15 protein-coding genes are annotated in these 17,340 nt (G+C 32.5%); 12 read left to right on the top strand and 3 right to left on the bottom strand.

Features of this window, described 5'->3' with window-relative positions:
- The first annotated feature begins 39 nt into the window (after positions 1–39).
- The 5 genes from H7T92_RS01700 to H7T92_RS01680 all read left to right on the top strand — a co-directional run bounded on the left by H7T92_RS01700 (position 40) and on the right by H7T92_RS01680 (position 4,561).
- Entirely contained in the window at positions 40–912 is an 873-nt protein-coding gene (locus H7T92_RS01700) for a helix-turn-helix domain-containing protein (protein ID WP_023919388.1), read from the top strand.
- Between the two features lie 203 nt (positions 913–1,115).
- Positions 1,116–1,253, top strand: a complete 138-nt coding sequence (locus H7T92_RS01695; protein WP_155167719.1) for a hypothetical protein — start codon at positions 1,116–1,118, stop codon at positions 1,251–1,253.
- 145 nt (positions 1,254–1,398) lie between these two features.
- Positions 1,399–1,692 carry a hypothetical protein gene (locus tag H7T92_RS01690; RefSeq protein ID WP_023919386.1) on the top strand — a complete coding sequence of 98 codons (294 nt, stop codon included), beginning with the start codon at positions 1,399–1,401 and terminating at the stop codon, positions 1,690–1,692.
- A gap of 6 nt (positions 1,693–1,698) precedes the next feature.
- Positions 1,699–3,900, top strand: a complete 2,202-nt coding sequence (locus H7T92_RS01685) for an ABC transporter permease (protein WP_023919384.1) — start codon at positions 1,699–1,701, stop codon at positions 3,898–3,900.
- Positions 3,901–3,904: 4 nt separating this feature from the next.
- Positions 3,905–4,561 carry an ABC transporter ATP-binding protein gene (locus H7T92_RS01680; RefSeq protein ID WP_023919382.1) on the top strand — a complete coding sequence of 219 codons (657 nt, stop codon included), beginning with the start codon at positions 3,905–3,907 and terminating at the stop codon, positions 4,559–4,561.
- A gap of 906 nt (positions 4,562–5,467) precedes the next feature.
- Here H7T92_RS01680 and H7T92_RS01675 read toward each other — a convergent pair.
- The gene (locus H7T92_RS01675) at positions 5,468–6,367 is read right to left on the bottom strand and encodes a tyrosine-type recombinase/integrase (protein WP_070505413.1); all 900 of its coding nucleotides are present in this window, start codon (positions 6,365–6,367) and stop codon (positions 5,468–5,470) included.
- Positions 6,368–6,457: 90 nt separating this feature from the next.
- Here H7T92_RS01675 and H7T92_RS01670 point away from each other — a divergent pair, with 90 nt between their 5' ends.
- On the top strand, positions 6,458–8,758 hold the full coding sequence (locus tag H7T92_RS01670; protein WP_195311644.1) for a hypothetical protein: 2,301 nt from the start codon (positions 6,458–6,460) through the stop codon (positions 8,756–8,758).
- On the opposite strand, the gene H7T92_RS01665 is transcribed toward H7T92_RS01670, so the two are convergent.
- Positions 8,739–9,689 (bottom strand): ATP-grasp domain-containing protein, encoded by a 951-nt coding sequence (locus H7T92_RS01665; protein WP_195311645.1) that lies wholly within the window; start codon positions 9,687–9,689, stop codon positions 8,739–8,741. The two genes, H7T92_RS01670 and H7T92_RS01665, sit on opposite strands and share 20 nt — an antisense overlap.
- 227 nt (positions 9,690–9,916) lie before the next feature.
- Here H7T92_RS01665 and pezA point away from each other — a divergent pair, with 227 nt between their 5' ends.
- The 6 genes from pezA (at position 9,917) to H7T92_RS01635 (ending at position 15,388) form a co-directional block, all read left to right on the top strand.
- A complete protein-coding gene (pezA, locus tag H7T92_RS01660; protein ID WP_070505417.1) occupies positions 9,917–10,393 on the top strand; it encodes a type II toxin-antitoxin system antitoxin PezA in 477 nt (158 codons plus the stop codon).
- On the top strand, positions 10,393–11,154 hold the full coding sequence (gene pezT, locus H7T92_RS01655; protein WP_195311646.1) for a type II toxin-antitoxin system toxin PezT: 762 nt from the start codon (positions 10,393–10,395) through the stop codon (positions 11,152–11,154). Before pezA ends, pezT begins: the two co-directional genes overlap by 1 nt.
- Positions 11,155–11,286: 132 nt before the next feature.
- Positions 11,287–12,309, top strand: coding sequence for a cyclic GMP-AMP synthase DncV-like nucleotidyltransferase (locus H7T92_RS01650; RefSeq protein WP_049496948.1), 1,023 nt, complete (start codon positions 11,287–11,289; stop codon positions 12,307–12,309).
- 8 nt (positions 12,310–12,317) lie between these two features.
- A complete protein-coding gene (locus H7T92_RS01645) occupies positions 12,318–14,084 on the top strand; it encodes a ThiF family adenylyltransferase (protein WP_195311647.1) in 1,767 nt (588 codons plus the stop codon).
- Entirely contained in the window at positions 14,062–14,550 is a 489-nt protein-coding gene (locus H7T92_RS01640; protein WP_049496953.1) for a Mov34/MPN/PAD-1 family protein, read from the top strand. Before H7T92_RS01645 ends, H7T92_RS01640 begins: the two co-directional genes overlap by 23 nt.
- Positions 14,534–15,388 carry an acyltransferase gene (locus H7T92_RS01635; RefSeq protein ID WP_201036816.1) on the top strand — a complete coding sequence of 285 codons (855 nt, stop codon included), beginning with the start codon at positions 14,534–14,536 and terminating at the stop codon, positions 15,386–15,388. Before H7T92_RS01640 ends, H7T92_RS01635 begins: the two co-directional genes overlap by 17 nt.
- 195 nt (positions 15,389–15,583) lie before the next feature.
- On the opposite strand, the gene H7T92_RS01630 is transcribed toward H7T92_RS01635, so the two are convergent.
- Positions 15,584–17,101, bottom strand: coding sequence for an ATP-binding cassette domain-containing protein (locus H7T92_RS01630; RefSeq protein WP_201036815.1), 1,518 nt, complete (start codon positions 17,099–17,101; stop codon positions 15,584–15,586).
- Between the last annotated feature and the right edge of the window lie 239 nt (positions 17,102–17,340).

Below are 17,340 nucleotides of genomic sequence, written 5' to 3'. Positions count from 1 at the left end.
GATATAAAGATAAATATTACATAGAATAGAGGTGGCCATATGGGGAAACTATTGGCGAGCCGAATGCGTAGTCGGAGAAAAGAACTGAATTTGTCTCAGGTTGAATTGGCTGCTGGTATCTGTGAACAGGCCCAAATCAGTAAAATTGAGCGAGATGCAGACTATAGTCCTGGCTCAGACTTAATATATGCCCTTGCAAAAAAGCTAAATGTATCAATGGACTACTTTTTTGACGAGGATATCCATGTCGAATCGGAGTTTTTGACTCAATTTCGTGCTGTATCTAAGAAATTCTTAGACTTACGAGATTATGATTCACTAAAATATATCTATGAGTTAGAAGCTGCGAAGACAGTAAAACTCCCTCTCTCCGATCAGTTATACCTTCAGTGGATAGAGGCTATTGTGTTGTTTAACCATGACCTTAAACAGAATGAAGCGATCAAAAAATTAGAAGCTATTTTGTCAAAATATAGCGAATATGATTGGGAATATTTGAATATCTCAAATAGTTTATTACACTTTTACTTTCAGACGGATGAACTCTCAAAATTTGAAGAAGTCTATAATCGCATGACCAATCTTTTTAAGAGTGTTAAGGTTCGGACAATTGATGAACTTGAAATTCTGATTAAATGTCGGTATAACTTTTGTCGGTATCTATGGTTAAACCAGCAAACAGAGAGAGCGATAAGTGAGACTTTTGAAACGATTGGTATTTGTCTCAAAAATAATAGTTTCTACTGTTTAGCTAATCTTTACTGTTTACTTGGGAATGTTAGTGAAGGTTTTGCCCATAAAGATGCCGTTAAACAGTACTTTGTAACAGCGCAGCGTGCATACCTGCTAGAGGGAAATGATAAGATGGCTTTAGACCTTGAGCGTTTTATCAATGAAACATTCCCAGCATAATTGTTATAGACAACTCAGTCTTTACTGTGTTGTTTTTTATATGCATTTATTATAACATCTCTCATGAAACGAGTTATTTCTACGGTTAAAATAAACATATTCATAATAAAAAAATAAAATAAAAAAATCTTTATAAATACAATTGACAAATAATTTTCTGCGTGATAGAATACAATCAAGGAATATGAAAGGGGTTGCAAGATATGAAGAAAGCAACTAAAAAGTTTGTTGTCGCAGTTTTATTAGCGGGTTTATTAGTTATTGTTGGTAAACCATCGATAAATCCCGCTCCCGCCCCTTTAGGCTTTGATCCTGGAGAATTATATTCTGTAAAATTTTAAAATATGAATTGTAAAATTTTATGAATAAGCTGGTAGTATTACCAGTTCAAAGAAAGGATAGTTGCCAATGTACTAAGTTGTCATAAGTTACTAAAAAAGAGTTGTAATTGTTAGTTTTAGTCAAAAATGAAATGGAGACTATGTTATGAAGAAAAGAATTAAGAAGATTATTTCAACATCGTTACTTGCTCTTACCCTAGCTGGTGCAGGTGGTTCAATCGCTTCTGCCGCAACAGTTTATTATAAAGGTTCTGCCGTTTATTGGAACTATGGTCGTACAGTAGGACTTTGGAGTTACTCACACGTTCAATCTGGTGTGTATGAACACGCAGCAAGTGCTAACGGAGGTTTCTCAGGTTGGAAACGGCCAGGAATTGAAGCACGTGCATCTAGATATATTGGAAGTGGTACAGCACAATGTTACTGGAATTGTAGGTAAGCGCCTATGACATACAAAAACATGTTATTAGGTAAAATGAAGTACTTAATCCTGTTTTTGATTGCCATTCAGAGCGTACTACTTGCTCTGATGGCAATTTTTTTTACAGGTGTTCAGTATGAGGAGGCATGGCAAAGTTATAACCGTAATTCTAGGACAGTTACAGTTTATCTTCAAAGATTATCTGAAGAACAGTCGCAAAGTGTATACCAATACTTTTTGGAACAAAGTGACTTGTCTATTTGGACGAAACGTACTACAAATAGTAGTAGGGATGGTTCAATAAATAGAATATATTTAGATGTTCTTGGCAATCCTGAAGGTTTTTCAGATTTTACAAACGGTGGTAAAATAATTTTATCACGCCAACAAATTTCAGATTTATTATCCCATAGTGACAATAACTTGACTATTGGACTTGATAAGGGAACTGATAATATGCTCTATGAATTACCGAGCTTGTTATTTACAACCCCTGTTGTTATTAATCGGTTAGACCATATTTTTCAAGAAACAAATACAATAAACGGGATATATCATATCAATGGTCTTCAGGACAACCTCTCAAGAGAAACGTTTTTATCAAATCTCTCATCCATTACTGGGATTTCTGTTGAAGACTTGATTAGAGAGAGTTTTGGCAGTAATACTGTTGAGGGAATTGTGCCAATCGTTTTAGCTGCTAGTATTGCAGTAAATGCTATGGTTCTTCTTGTTCTTTTCCTAATATGTGTTTTACAATCCTTTAAACATTTTGGGACATTGATACTACTTGGATGGGATAGGAAGGAGTTGTGGTCTGCCCTCTTCAAGGATTCTCTTCTGTTTTCTATTTATATTGCACCTGTTTCCGCACTAGCAACTTGGTTTTTGTCAGGTTGGGCTAGTTTTGGATTATCATCATTTGTGTTAGTCTTTGCGGGTACAAGTCTTTCAATCTTGTTACTATTGCTAACATTAATTATTCCAAGTATTGTTGTTTATTTGGTTTCTCCATTAGCTGCAATTCATAAACGGTTACCAATGAAACCATTAATGGCAACCAGTTTGTTATTCTATACTTTAGTAGCTGGTTTATTAATAGCAGTTAGTCATTCCTTAGATGCGCCAATGAATCAGTTCATTGATAATGTCAAAGTAGCTAGGGAGTGGAAAAGTGTCGAAAATATGTATGTTATTTCGGATTTTGTAGAAGGGGATGATATAGGAACCTACTCTGGTAATACAAATTCATTAGAAAGCAGCATGTATCACTTTTACCAACGAATTTCAGAGATTCCAGGTGTTTATATTGCTCAGGGAGAATATCTCGGGCAAGAATACCTTGATACAATCTATGGTACGTATCAAAATGTTCCTAAAAAACCATTTTGGTATTTAACCTATTCTTATAATTACTTATCTGAACTAGGAGTTGAGTTAAGTAATGAAGAATTATCCGAAATACGTAATGGTGCCAGATTGTACCTTATTCCTGATACTCTAGGTTCAGCGGATGTTGAAACCATGAAGGCTTATTTACAAGAAGTTGTTCGAGTAAAACCAGGGGATATAGGGACTAAGTTTACAGAAAATCCAAGATTTTTATTTAGAACCTATCAGCCATCTAAGTCCATTTTTACTTGGTCAAGATCAATCGATCGAGGTGTAACTAGTGAAGAACCTGTTATTTTTGTAGCAGCTCCTGAAAACTTGTACTTCATGGAATCAGCAAACCTATCTGTGAGTGGATATGACGGAATTTTGAAAGTTCGTGATAAGGAAACAATGAATCAGGTAAAATCAATTTTAGAAAATGAGTTCCCTGATTTATCAGACAATGCACTGAAATTTACAACGGTTAAGAATTATATCAATGGACTTCAGAAAGATCTCGGCTATACTTTCTACCTATTTGGAAGTATCATTGCTATTATTGTCTTTACTATGATGGCTATCTTTTGGAGTTTTGTCTTGATTTATCGCTTGCTTTTCGAAGAAAAACTGTATGTACAATACTTCATGGGCTTTTCTCCTTGGAAGAGGTATAGCGGTGTTCTTTCTCTTGTCGTTGGTGTTTCTGCGATAGAACTACTTGTTTCTATCTTACTAGGTTCTAAGTTGGGAATAGTTTTAACACTAGTTACATTTGCTTTCCAATTATTACTTCTTTACTTCAATCTATTCCGTAAAGAAGTAGAAAGTCTCATACAATCGTTTAAGGGGTGATTTAATGTCTATGATTTCCGTACAAAGTGTGTCAAAAAAATTTGGGTCACGTGAGATTTTAAAAGACTTAAGTTTTGATGTTGAGGAAAATGAATTTGTAGCTTTAGTAGGGCCATCTGGTTCTGGAAAATCTACGTTACTTAATATGATTGGCCTTTTGGATAATATTGATAGTGGTAAGATTTTAATCAACGGGAAGATCTTACCAAAAGTGAATTCGCGTTCTGCGGTTAACTATCGAAAGAATGTTATCAACTATCTATTTCAATCAAATGCACTCATCTCTACATCCAGTGTAAAAGATAATCTCATGCTTGCTATGAACTTTACTAATTTCTCTAAGGAAGAGAAGGAGAAAAAGATTAAAGAAACCTTGCGGTTTGTTGGTTTGGAAAATAGACTAGATAGCAAGGTCAATGAATTATCTGGAGGTGAGCAGCAGAGAATCGCCATCGTGAGAGCTATTCTAAAACCAGGTGATATCATCTTGGCAGATGAACCAACAGGTTCATTGGATCCTGATATGGCTCAAAAATCATTTGACTTAATTCGGTCGTTGAGAGATCAGTTTGGAAAAACAATTCTAATCGTCACACATAATTTAGACCATGCGAAACAATGTGATCGAATTGTCTCGTTGAAATCAGCTTTTGTAAATTAGTCTACTCACTTACAACTGAGATAATCATTTTAGTCTATAGAACAATGAAGGAAGTGGAAGTTTAAGGATGAAAAATTTTGAATACTATATGACACAACCGCCAAGTTTGTACAATCATCTAGAGTTATAAACTTATCTAGTGGTTGAAAATCATATTGATGACATCCTTTGTCTGCATATAATTTTCAACAATAAATTAGAAGATATGGTTGTTTTACATCCATTTCAAAAGAAAACTGTCCCTATCCCACATTGTTTTAAAGGCGAGACTGTGACAGTCTTAGATGACGATGAGGTTACGTGGCATTTTTTAGAATTTCAAGATTTTAGAACTTGTTTGACTCAGTGATTCAGCATGGAGTTCACTAAAATATAAGAAAAAGAATTTTATCAGGAAAAGTATTCTACTATATGTATAGTGGAAAATCGTAAAAAAGCAAAGACGAAGTAATTACCTCGTCTTTGCTTTTTTAGTATAATGAACACCTTCATGTCAATGAAGTCAATATCGGATGGCAGCCCTTTGGAGTAATCAAAAATGCCCAAATTAATTAAAACTTGCGCATCTTATTAATTTTACAAATTGGGTATTACTACTTTATGTCACCCTTTTTCAAATATATTATACAAAAAAATGAAAAGGTTTACAAGAAATTGACGGTTATAGGAATAATTCTCATCACTTTGAACATTAAAAAGGAGAGAACCGATTTAGTCCTCTCCAGATTGTAACTTTATATCAACCCACTACAGTTGACAATGAGCCAAGGATCAGTCGATATCATCTCTATGGGGCAAGCAAGGCAAGTACAGACACAACAGGGAATCCCTTTGTCTATAACGGCAAAGCCCGTGACGATACTGGACTTGACTATTCAGGATAGGGTTACCTCTATGAAGGTAGCCCTATTTTTTTGACTGTGAATGAATCGAAGCAATGGGATTACACAGAGTTAGAATTTCTTTTTGCTTTGACTGAGATACATGAGTATAGATTTGTGTGACTGAGATAGAACTATGTCCAAGAATTTGTTGAATGTATCGAATATCTACATCACTATCTAGAAGCATTGTTGCGAAACTATGTCTAAACATATGGGGGGTAATAGGTGTAGTTAAGTTATGTTGTTTAACAAGGGTATTTAGAATTAAACGTACACTTTGCTCTGACAATGGGTTGAAAGAATATTTTCCAGAGAATAGGTAGTCACTGGGTTGAAAGCAGTAGTTATTTATATATGTTTCTAGTAAGCTAAATGTTATTTGATCTCCTAAAAATAGGATACGTTCTTTCTTGCCTTTTCCCATAATATGGAGAGTCCTATTTGAAAGATTAATGTTTTTAAGATGAATATGACAAAGTTCGGAAATCCTAATTCCAGTTGAAAGCAATAGGGAAATGATTAGCAAATTTCTTTCAGCTTTTTGTTTTTGATATTTAGTTTTTGAATAGGTAACTTTCTGTTCTAGATGTGAAAAAATACTTTTCAAAATATCATAAGGAATCGTTTTAGGTAATATTTTTTCCGTTCTAAATTGATAACGTAATTGATTAAAAGGATTCTCATCAACTAAATTATGATATTTTAAGTAGCTGTAAAACACCTTCAAACTAGCAATTTTGCGACGTAATGTATTAGATTTAATATTGGATTTCGTCAAATGTTCAACATAGGTTTCCACACTGCTGTAATTTGAATTGTAAAATTGCAAAAGATCATTTTTGTAAGCTCGAATCGTATGTGAACTCAAGCGTTTATGGGTTTTGCAGTAGTCTAAGAAAGTAGAAATATGTTTATAATCCATGAATAACTCCTTTATCAATAATCATGCTATTATATACTTATTTGAATGCTTTGTATAGTGATAATAAATAGTTATCGGTAGGAGAATGTCATGAAGTTTATCAATCGTAAAGAAGAGCTCCGTAATTTACAAAAAGATTACACTAATAATTTGAATCGTGGATTGAATCAAGTTTATATCATTAAAGCTGATTCAGGCGTAGGGAAATCCGAATTTATTAAAGAAATATCTAAGAAACTAAACTTATCTTTTATAGAAGTTTTTCCATTAGATGATAGCAATGATTTTTCAACATTTAAAAGATTTGTTATAGAATTGGATAAAATCAGTAGCGAGTATGGTTATGATGATTTTAAAGAATTTTACACCAAAAAAATGACTAGTGATAAAGCTATTAAAATATTGCTGAAAATTTCAGCAATATTTGGTAAAGCATTTATTGGAACATTTTTTAAAGATAATAATATTGGACTAGAAGTGTCAGAGATTGACTTACCTTCATTGATAGAAGAACCTACTCAATATGAGACATTTGTGCTAAAAGCTCAAGTGGAAAATCTCTTTGAATATGCTAATTATGTTCTAAAACAGAGAAAATTATCTATTTTGTATTCACAAGCCTCTCAGATTGATCGTTCTTCTTTGGATTTATTTAATAAATTAATAGTTACTTCTCAACAATGCCTGTTTATTTTTGAATGTGACGATAACAGAGTGGAGCAGTATTTGAAAAATAGTAGTAAATTTTTTCTTAAAACATATCACTTAAATCGACTTTCTAATGAACATATTCTTCATTACATCCAACAATTAACTGAAGAGTTAGAATTGCATTATGAGCAAATTGATTTTACAATTTTACATGATAGTATTGAAAAAGGAGATTTAGCAGAAATCTCCACAATTTTAAAGGATTTTGATGATAGAGTACGGTTGGATCGGACAGTAAAATTACAGACGATTAAACAAATTGTTGAAGAATTATCAGACAAACAAACAGCCCTTTTAATCTTACTTTCCTTAACAAAGAATAGGTTAGCTCAAGTTGATTTGATGGAAATTTTATCCCAACTATACGGGGAGTTTGATTCGGAAAATATTGATTTTCTAGTAAATAAAGATTTACTAGAACGAAATCACTCTTCCTTATCAATCCCTAATTTTATAGATATGGTTGTTAGCCCTACAACATTTTCCCCTAAGTTAAGACTAGCTCTAAGCTCTCTTTTGGTTAAATATATTAACCAAAAGTTATATGAAACCAATAATGCTGAATATCTTGATATTTTAGTTGACCATTATTTACTTCACCGCCAATTTTTACAACTCAAATCTATTTTCCTTAAAATTCGAGAGAGATTGATAAGAATTGATTCACAAGAAGGGCGTGTAGCCTATTTTGAAAAATTCAATCTGATACAGCATGATGTAAAAACAATTGATGAAGATTTTATACTGACACTTGTAAAAATTGCCTATGATGCTAATTTGTATCAACAATCCCTATCTTTAATTAATTTTATCTCTCACAATATTGATAAGGTTGTTTTTGGCAAAGCATTATTACTAAATCGATGTGAAAAATTTGATGCTTCTATTAACTATATTGAAAAAAATATAGTTAAGCTAGATAAAAACTCATCACAATACTTCCAGCTTTCTTTAGTTTTAATAATGAACTTAGTACAACTTGAAAGACGAGAAGAAGCAAAACGTATTTTCGAGGAATTAAGTACGCAACACACTCATCCACTATATCCCTACTTAATCAGATTATCCAATGTTTTTTATAGCCAATTTTCTGACCGTATAAAAATTGTTCAGTCAATTACGGAGAGAATTTTTAAGGAACAAGATTCTGAATTTTCAGGACTTCATGCTATCTATCTAGCTTACTTATATGCTGTAGAAAGAGATGTTTCTCGTGCCGAACAATCTTTAATAACCGCTCGAGACTATTTCGGTGAATCACTTGTATATAATCATATGATTCTTCATAACGAGGCTACAATAAAATTTTATAGTGGAGATATTGATGAAGCAATACCGGAGTTACTTAATAGCGCAAAAATCACCGCATATGATGAATATGACCGATTTGCCATTTACAATAATTTAGTTGTTTATTATCTCTTAAAGGATAGAGTAGGTAGTCTTGAATGTCAGTCAATTGTTGTTGAATTGGAGGAACTCATCTCAAAGACATCTTTTAAGCGTTTTTTGGATAAGATTTACTACAATCTCTATCATTATTATCAAAAAATGTATAACCTCGAAAAAATGGAAGAATACAAAAATAAAATAGAGGAAGATATTATTAAGAATGATTATGAAATGAAGTTAATGTATGAAACTTCGTGGAAACTACCCCTTAATTTAAATGATGAGTAAAGAGTGTTTGTATCATTTCATCGTACGTATAGCCATTTATGTTGAATGTCTTAGGTACAACAGATTTTGGATACAACCCAGGATTAGCATTGATCTCTATTAGATAAAATTCTGAATTTTTTATTCGGCCATCCACTCGTATCAATTTATTTGGAGACAAGTTCTTATAAAGTTGCTTTAAGTTGATAATATCTTTATCGCTTAAATAGCAACTTTTTTCGATTTCTATACCGATTTTTTGTTTAATCTCTGAAGTATAAGCCTGATACTTGAATTCATTAGATTCTGGAAAAATAAGTTCAACTTCTTCAAAGAATAACTCTCCTTCATTTTCTAAAATAGTAACAGCTACTTCTCTCCCTTCAATGTATTCCTCTACTAGAATACCATCAAAGTCCTTCATTAATTGCTTGAGTGCCATATCTGCCTGTTCCATATTTTCAACAATAGAGTTTTGTGTAATTCCTATTGATTCTGATTCATAGTTCGGTTTAATAATAATTGGATATTCAAAGTTCGATAGAATTTCTTTAGTGTATGAATGATCAAATACTAACAAGCTTTTTGGGACTTTTATACCAAAATTCTCTGCAAATTTCTCTGTCATAAATTTATCTTGACATAAAACTTGTACATATGGGTCTGGGTTGAAATATTTAATTTTATAATTTTCACAAAATGCTGGGACACTCATGTTTCTAATTCGACTGTTATATCCAAAATCAAAATTTAACACAAAGTCGTCTAGGTGATTAAAAACACTTTTTTTGAATCTCTCAAAATTATCGTAAAATATGATTTCATCGATAAATTTAGAAAAACTTTTATGGAGAATATCTCTCAATTCATTGCGAGTGTATTCTCTATTTTCGATAATTTTTGTCTGAATGGATGAATCTGGGTTGACATTTAAAATTACTATTAATCTCATAGTTTCTCCTACCGATAACTATTTATTATCACTAGTATACCATAAATTCCTACCTCCAATATGTTTTCGATTGTAGTTTTCATTCTCAAAGACTTTTTGAACAGCCTCATAATACTCTTTCTTCAATAACTGAATATGTGGCATTCTATCTATCGGCATCAACGCACCAAAAATGGTGCGTTTCTCTATTTTGTGCTATAATAGAAATAAATAAAAGGAGGAGTTACATGATTGGAGAAAATATAAAAACGTTACGTAAAACACATAAATTAACGCAGCCTGAATTTGCAAAGATTGTTGGTATCTCTAGAAATACTCTGAGTCGTTATGAAAATGGGACAAGTCGAGTTTCGACAGAATTAATAGATCGTATCTGTAAGAAATTTAATGTTTCTTATATCGATATCGTAGGAGAGGAAAAAATGCTCACACCAGTAGAAGATTATCAGTTAACTCTGAAAATTGAAGTGATTAAAGAACGAGGGGCGAATATCTTAGCGCAACTTTATCGTTTTCAAGATGAACAAGGAATTGCATTTGATGATACTTCGAATCCTTGGGTTCTAATGAGCGATGATTTGTCTGATTTGATTAATACGAGGATTTATCTTGTTTCAACTTTTGAGGATATAGAGCGATTTAATGGCTATTTGGATGGTATTGAACGTATGCTAGAACAAGCTACTCATCTGGTGGTGGCTTAATGAAACTAGAAGAATTTAGTCAAGATAAGTTTGAACAAGCCTCCAAACGACTCGTTCGTTCTTTAACTCGTGGGAAAACAACCTCATCTCATCCTGAGGCTATTTTGCTCGGTGGACAGAGTGGTGCTGGGAAAACAACGATTCATCGTATTAAACAAAGGGAATTTCAAGGTAATATCATTATCATTGATGGAGATAGTTATCGCTCTCTTCATCCGAACTACCATGGCCTACAGGAAAAATATGGCAAAGATAGTGTGGATTATACCAAAGTATTCGCGGGACAAATGGTTGAATATCTTGTAGATAAGTTGAGTAAAAAAGGTTATCATTTATTAATCGAGGGGACCTTGAGAACAACAGAAGTTCCCCGAAAAACAGCCCAATTATTGGCAACTAGAGGATATCAAGTCTCACTTGCACTGATTGCGACCAAGCCAGAATTGTCCTATCTCAGTACCTTGATACGTTATGAGGAGCTCCATGCTATAGATCCTAGTCAAGCGAGAGCAACTCCCAAAGAGCACCATGATGGAATTGTAGAACATTTAGTTGATAACTTACGAGAGTTAGAAAATGACAAAATTTTTAATCAAATTCAAATTTATCAAAGAGATCAATCGTGTGTTTATGATTCGCAAGTAGATGAAATATCAGCAGCAGAAGTTTTACAAGAATGCCTCTTCGGAAAATGGAGTAAGGTGGAGGAAGAGATGTTGAAGTTGGGACAGGAACGGTTGAGGGAGTTGGGTGAGGAATAGTCATAATAGTTTAATTTAAAATCATACTCAACTATATACTTAATTAGTTTATAAATGGATATTCAACAAATACTACTACATAGAATGATATAATTAAGAGTAGATTTAATAAAATACTTTAAGGAGGAGCTTATGGATACTTTGCAGTCACAGTTTATTAAATTTCACGATACCATTAAGCTAGATGCTGACGATAAAAAGGTATTAATTGATAAACGTAAAGAAGTTGAAGAAGCAATAAATAAAGGTGTTTCAGAATTTGAAAAGAGTTTTTTTAATCAAGGGAGTTACTCAACTTTCACGGGGATTTTACCATTAGAGGATGGGGATTACGATTTAGATAGAGGTTTGAGATTTGAAATTGATAGAAATTCAAATACTCCAAAAGAGATAAAGAAAATTATTTTTAATACATTAGTTTCTAAATTTGGAGAAAATAATGTTAAAGTAAAAAATCCATGTGTCACGGTATCATTTCCTAAAGATAATGTTCATATCGATATTGCGGTGTATTGTATTGAAAATGATAATTATTTTTTGGCTAGAGGTAAGCTTAATAGTAAAGAAGAAAATATTAAGTGGGAGGAAGCAGACCCTGTAGAATTAACGGAAAAAATAAATAATGCTATGGAAAACTCAGAAGACCGAAACCAATTTCGGAGAGTAATTCGCTATTTAAAAAGATGGAAAGATATAAAATTTAAGAATCAGGATAACAAACCAACTGGTATTGGTATTTCAGTATTTGCTGTCAATAATTTTTCTGTAAGCAAAAAAGTAGACTATTTATCTGGGAACGCTACTTATGATGATATTTCAGCTTTAAGAAATTTAGTAAATACTATGATTAATTCGTTTTCGGATACATATGATGTTGATAGAAACTTATTTTATCCGAGATTAGAGGTTTCCTTACCTGTTAAGCCGTATACTGATGTATATGAAAGGGTATCAAATATACAAATGGAAGCCTTTAAGAATAAATTAGAAAAATTAAGAGACTCACTAGATGAGGCAATAGATTCTACTGATTTAAGTGACTCTACAAAAATATTGAGTAAACAGTTTGGTGATGATTTTCCTATTATTGAACAAAAAGAGACAGCAGAAAACTTTGGAACTCGGGCTATAATCAGTGATTATCCAAGTGCTTAGAGGCGCGTATGTTAGAAAAAGAAGAAATATTCCAGATGTACTTTGACGAAATACCTTTAGAGAGCTTGGAGTCCGAAGATAAGGAATGCTATTTTTATCAATACAAAAAATTTACCTTAAAAATTATCGTTTCTAATGACTTTCCCCATTCACTTCCGGAAATATACCTTTCAAATTATATGGATTTTAATAAATGGTATAGTCATGTCGGTTCCGAAGGGAAATTGTGTTATATTTCAGATGATAATTTAATTTGGGACTTTAACAATCCAAGTGGATTATTGAAAGATTGCTGTGAAAAAGTAAAGGAATTACTGGATAGTTGGGATACACCCAAAATGACCGAAGACCTCAGGAAAGAGTTTTTGTCATATTGGCATATCAGTTGTTTGAAGTCAAAAACAAAATATATAGATATTCAAAGTTATTTATCTAGGGTCAGTACATTTGAGAAACATGAATTAGTCCTGTCGAATCAGAAATACCATCTTTTTAATTATGGTTCACAACTTAAAGAGAGTGTCGCGCCACAATCTAAAAAAAGCAGAGATGTTTATATACTTCCACTTAAAGATTCGAATTCTGTGATTCCTCCTAATCCCCTGAATGAACTAACAGAAGCAACATTTAAGAAATTGATTACAGGAAATCTATCTTCGGGGGTTAGACGCCGCTTCCAAAAGTGGTGTAAAACGAAACGAAAGTCATTCATATTAATTTTATCACTTCCTATATCTGATAATGATTATGTTTTGTTTGGTGCGAGTTTTGAGTCTGGGACTTCCAAATATCCATTTAAAATTGATAATAAAGTACCACAAAAAAATAAAGATAGAAAAAGAATTGGTTCTAAGGCTAAGAAATCAAAAAATGGGAGTTTCAAGATTACTCCAGTATATGTTACAAGATTCGACAAGGAGTATAGAGTGAGTAGGACATCCCAAGAATATGATTTTCTGAATAAAAAAGTAGTCATTATTGGACTTGGATCTGTAGGATCATTTGTTGCAAACAATTTATCTAAAATGGGTATAGAGAAACTTCTTTTAATAGATCCTGATTTTTTAACGGTCGATAACATTTCAAGACACTACTTAGGTATGGATAGTATAATAGATAATATTCAAAAAGTAGACGCTTTAGAAGATAGATTGAAAAAAGAAAATCCTGATTTAGAAATTGAATGTGAGGGTATCCGATTTCAAGAAATAGTTCGGAAGAATCCAAATTTATTTTGTGAATATGATTTTGTTTTTTCTTGTGTCGGAGATACTAAAACTAATTTTGAAATTAATCATTTTTTCAGAAAGATTGGAAAAACGGTATTGTATTGCTGGTTAGATCCATATGGAGTTGGGTATCATAACCTACTAGTTTCTCCACAAAATATCGGATGCTATATGTGTATGAATTATGAAGATGGGCATCTTGTTAATAATAGAGCCTCTTTTGCAGAGAAAAATCAAATATTTGAAAAGCGTCTAGCTAGCTGTTATTCTTCATTTATTCCTTATAATGTTATTGCGCCTAGTTCTTTGGCAAATAAAGCTATAGAAGTATATTTACAGTACTTGTCTGGGGAATTTTCTTCTGAAAACAGATTAGTATCAGAAATTGGTTCAGATAAACAGTTTGGAAAAGAAGGGTTTACGTATAGTGTTCGATACTACAATTGTTTAAAAAATAGTGATTTATTAAATGTTGCTTTAAGAACAAATACATCTTGTCCAGAGTGTAACGGAGAGTATAAAGTTGATATATGTAAATCTGAATAATAAATATCAAATTGTAATACCATCTGATATTTTAAATTCATTACTAGAGTTTAGGCAACTGGGTTTTGAACCTGAAGCAGGTGGTATTTTTGTTGGTAAGAGACTTTTAAATAATTCGATAATTATTATAAATTTTTCAAGACCACAGGATAATGATGTAAGAAGTAGATATAAATTCTCAAAGACTTCTCCAAACCACCAGAAATTTGCAGATGATTATTTTGGTAAAAGTTCAGGTTTCATAAGTTTAATTGGAGAATGGCATACCCATCCTGAAGATATACCTACTGCATCTATTGTTGACATTCAATCATGGGAAAAAATTATCTCAGATAATGATGATAGATTATTCTTCTTGATAATTGGGCTTCAGGCTGGGAGATTCTACTTTAGGGAATCAAATGAGTGGCAATCCACTCTAATCTATTTTAAGGATGTATTGAATACGTATGAATTTAAAAAATAAATCATTTAAGAAATGCTTTTTTTGGTCTCAAAAATTTTATTTACCATTGGTATTAATTTTTCTATTTCCAATTCTTATTTGCTATTTGATTGGGAAGAGTTTGACACTAGTTGAAGTTGAAAAAATATCAAATACCAATTTTTTTACAAGAACTATTTTTGAAATAACTCCTGATAATTCTATCGCTACTTATATAGTTCTTTATTCATTAATATCTACTTCATTATTAATGATTTTTAGAAAAAACAATGCAGAGCGAACATTTAATGATGGTCATTCTGTATATCTTCATAACTGTTATAAAAGACTGTGGGTTGCTGCAAATATATTAGGCTATCGAAAGTTACAACTTATAGGTGTATCAATACCAATGCAGTTTGAACTTATTATTAATGGAGTTTTCTCAGAATTTATATCGGAATCATCTGTTATGCAATATGATGAATTTGAAGGAAAAATTACTGTTGAGTATCCAATTGAAAACAAAAAGAATAAAGTTGTCAATTTATTAGTATGTGATACATATGATATTCCTTTAGAAAAATTAGCAGCTAACTATTTGGAAAATACAACAGTAAAAATTTCATCGCAACAAAAGTATAGTGGTAACAGATATAACAATCCTCAATTAGTTAGTAAAGTCCGAGAAGAAACGCAGAAAGTAATTAACGCCTATAAAGAGGTTAATCTTTTTATGACAACAAATCCTTTAAATACACAAAAAATAGTAGGGACTTCATTCTTAACATTAGATAGATCAAGTTTTGATAGAGTATCGGTTATACAGATGGATGAAAGAAAACTCTATAATGATTCGTTTATAATATACGAGAGATAGTTAGGTATTTTGTGCAATTTGTGACTTGTATTAGCATCATATTTTTAATAAGAACTGTTTAAAAAATAAAACGGCAAGCTAGAAATTACTAGCCTGCCGTTTTGTTATAATATGAAAGTATTTAATTATGTAATGATAACAAATTGAAAATACGACTTAGATCAGTGTACATCCTATATTATGGTTAATATAAATTTACTTACTTTTTTCAATGATTAGTTCTCCAGATCTAATTTCCCAGACTTGGTCAAAGTTCTTCAGTGCTTCATTCTGTCGGTGTAAAGTAATGATGACAGCACACGGTAAGTCTAGTACTTTTTTCAATTCTGCCTCGAATTGATGAGTATCCAAGGCTGAAAAAGGTTCATCCATAATAACTAATGGACTCTGGCGGTTTTTTTCTCGATTGAGGTACATGCGTTGTTGTTGACCACCTGACAGGGATTGAGGGGGTGTTGCTTCGAATTCCGCATCCTTAAACTCTGCGGGGAAAGTATTGAATAGCGTAACATTATTTTCATAACTAGAGATGAAGCTATGCTCCTGTTGCAAGATCAGGCCAAATCTCCCCCAAAGCTGATTTAGGGGAAGATCATTCAGCAAGATCTCGCCTTGGAAATCCTCATCCGTACCATTTAAAATATTGAGTAGGCTACTCTTGCCTGATCCGTTCTCTCCTATGAGGGCAATCTTATCTCCTTTGTGAATGGTGGCAAAAGAAATCTTCAATGTTGATTCCCCAAGTTGTTTAGAAAGATTCTTCAATGTGATCGTTTCAAAGGAAGGCTGTGGTGACTGAATTGAAGATGGATGCTTAACAATAGTTTGAAAGCTTTTAATTACAGGTTTTACCGACTCCAACATTTGCAGATCGTAAAGGATTTCTTGAATTGGTTCTGAGAAGGCTGTAATATAACCAAAACTTGCAACCACCTCAGGGATACCAATTTGATGATGATATAGAGAGTAAGCTAGATAGGAAAAGAGAATAAGGCTAATGAATTCAAAAGAAATACCCGTCAAGAGAATACCTGTAATTTTAGTCAAACCATACCCAAGATACTTATCCTGCAAGTTTTTGAGAGAATTTCTTTGTTGCTCTATAAAATGAGGTAGAGTGAGTTTGTTAACTAGGTGATGTCCTCGGAATAGATCCTCCAAGGTCCGATAATAATCACCTTGCTTTTCAAGATAGGTTTGTCTACGCTTCGCAGTCAATTGACCAACGATCTTTGGAATTTGAATACTGATGGCTGTTGAAATCAGTAGGATCAGTGCCACTATAGGATTGATCGTTCTGGTAATAATGATGGTATAAATCAAAATTCGTAGAATCTGCTTAAAAAAACTCATCAGTGGAGGTAGATAATCTTTTTCCAGTGAATCAAGATCATTAGATTGATAAGAAATGTATTCTGCGACTGTTTTCTGCTTGAAATCATGGTGGGCAAGTCCTAAAAGAGATTGAAACCAATCGTTCTTTAGATTTGTCGAAAAGAGAATGGCCTGTTTCCAGTCAAGTCGCATTTGGATGTAGTTGCAAGTCAGGTAACCTATAACTGAGATGCAATAACCTGACAAAGCTATTTGATAGTTGCCACGAATTAACTCTTGTGTAAAGTATGGAAGAAGAGCAGTACAAATATTGGACAGTCCACTAAAGAGAAAATTAAAGAAAAGATACCAGCGCAGAGGCTTAAGGTATTGAAGCATAGACGAAACTCCTTGCTAGTGCTGTTTTTTTACATATTTCAGAGCAATTTCTGCTATTACCTGATTCAGATAAGGCAATTCCAGAACATTGGGTGCAATAATTGGCAATTGTATAAGTACTACAATTTTTGCTATCTTTTAAAGTATATGTTGGTAAAGCAGGTGAATAAATTTATTTCAAAGTCAAATACTTATCACGAAAAAAATCTAAGTGTTTTCTATTTGAAATAAAATTAGTT

Origin of the sequence: Streptococcus parasanguinis, assembly GCF_016648855.1 — a bacterium.
GTDB lineage: Bacteria > Bacillota > Bacilli > Lactobacillales > Streptococcaceae > Streptococcus > Streptococcus parasanguinis_L.
Note: the sequence above shows the minus strand (reverse complement) of the source record. Positions and strands in the feature narration are given on the sequence as shown.

Bases quoted from the DNA above. Each gene is read 5' to 3' on its own strand.
- H7T92_RS01700 (WP_023919388.1), top strand. From the start codon at position 40: ATGGGGAAACTATTGGCGAGCCGAATGCGTAGTCGGAGAAAAGAACTG.
- H7T92_RS01695 (WP_155167719.1), top strand. From the start codon at position 1,116: ATGAAGAAAGCAACTAAAAAGTTTGTTGTCGCAGTTTTATTAGCGGGT.
- H7T92_RS01690 (WP_023919386.1), top strand. From the start codon at position 1,399: ATGAAGAAAAGAATTAAGAAGATTATTTCAACATCGTTACTTGCTCTT.
- H7T92_RS01685 (WP_023919384.1), top strand. From the start codon at position 1,699: ATGACATACAAAAACATGTTATTAGGTAAAATGAAGTACTTAATCCTG.
- H7T92_RS01680 (WP_023919382.1), top strand. From the start codon at position 3,905: ATGTCTATGATTTCCGTACAAAGTGTGTCAAAAAAATTTGGGTCACGT.
- H7T92_RS01675 (WP_070505413.1), bottom strand. From the start codon at position 6,367: ATGGATTATAAACATATTTCTACTTTCTTAGACTACTGCAAAACCCAT.
- H7T92_RS01670 (WP_195311644.1), top strand. From the start codon at position 6,458: ATGAAGTTTATCAATCGTAAAGAAGAGCTCCGTAATTTACAAAAAGAT.
- H7T92_RS01665 (WP_195311645.1), bottom strand. From the start codon at position 9,689: ATGAGATTAATAGTAATTTTAAATGTCAACCCAGATTCATCCATTCAG.
- pezA (WP_070505417.1), top strand. From the start codon at position 9,917: ATGATTGGAGAAAATATAAAAACGTTACGTAAAACACATAAATTAACG.
- pezT (WP_195311646.1), top strand. From the start codon at position 10,393: ATGAAACTAGAAGAATTTAGTCAAGATAAGTTTGAACAAGCCTCCAAA.
- H7T92_RS01650 (WP_049496948.1), top strand. From the start codon at position 11,287: ATGGATACTTTGCAGTCACAGTTTATTAAATTTCACGATACCATTAAG.
- H7T92_RS01645 (WP_195311647.1), top strand. From the start codon at position 12,318: ATGTTAGAAAAAGAAGAAATATTCCAGATGTACTTTGACGAAATACCT.
- H7T92_RS01635 (WP_201036816.1), top strand. From the start codon at position 14,534: ATGAATTTAAAAAATAAATCATTTAAGAAATGCTTTTTTTGGTCTCAA.
- H7T92_RS01630 (WP_201036815.1), bottom strand. From the start codon at position 17,101: ATGCTTCAATACCTTAAGCCTCTGCGCTGGTATCTTTTCTTTAATTTT.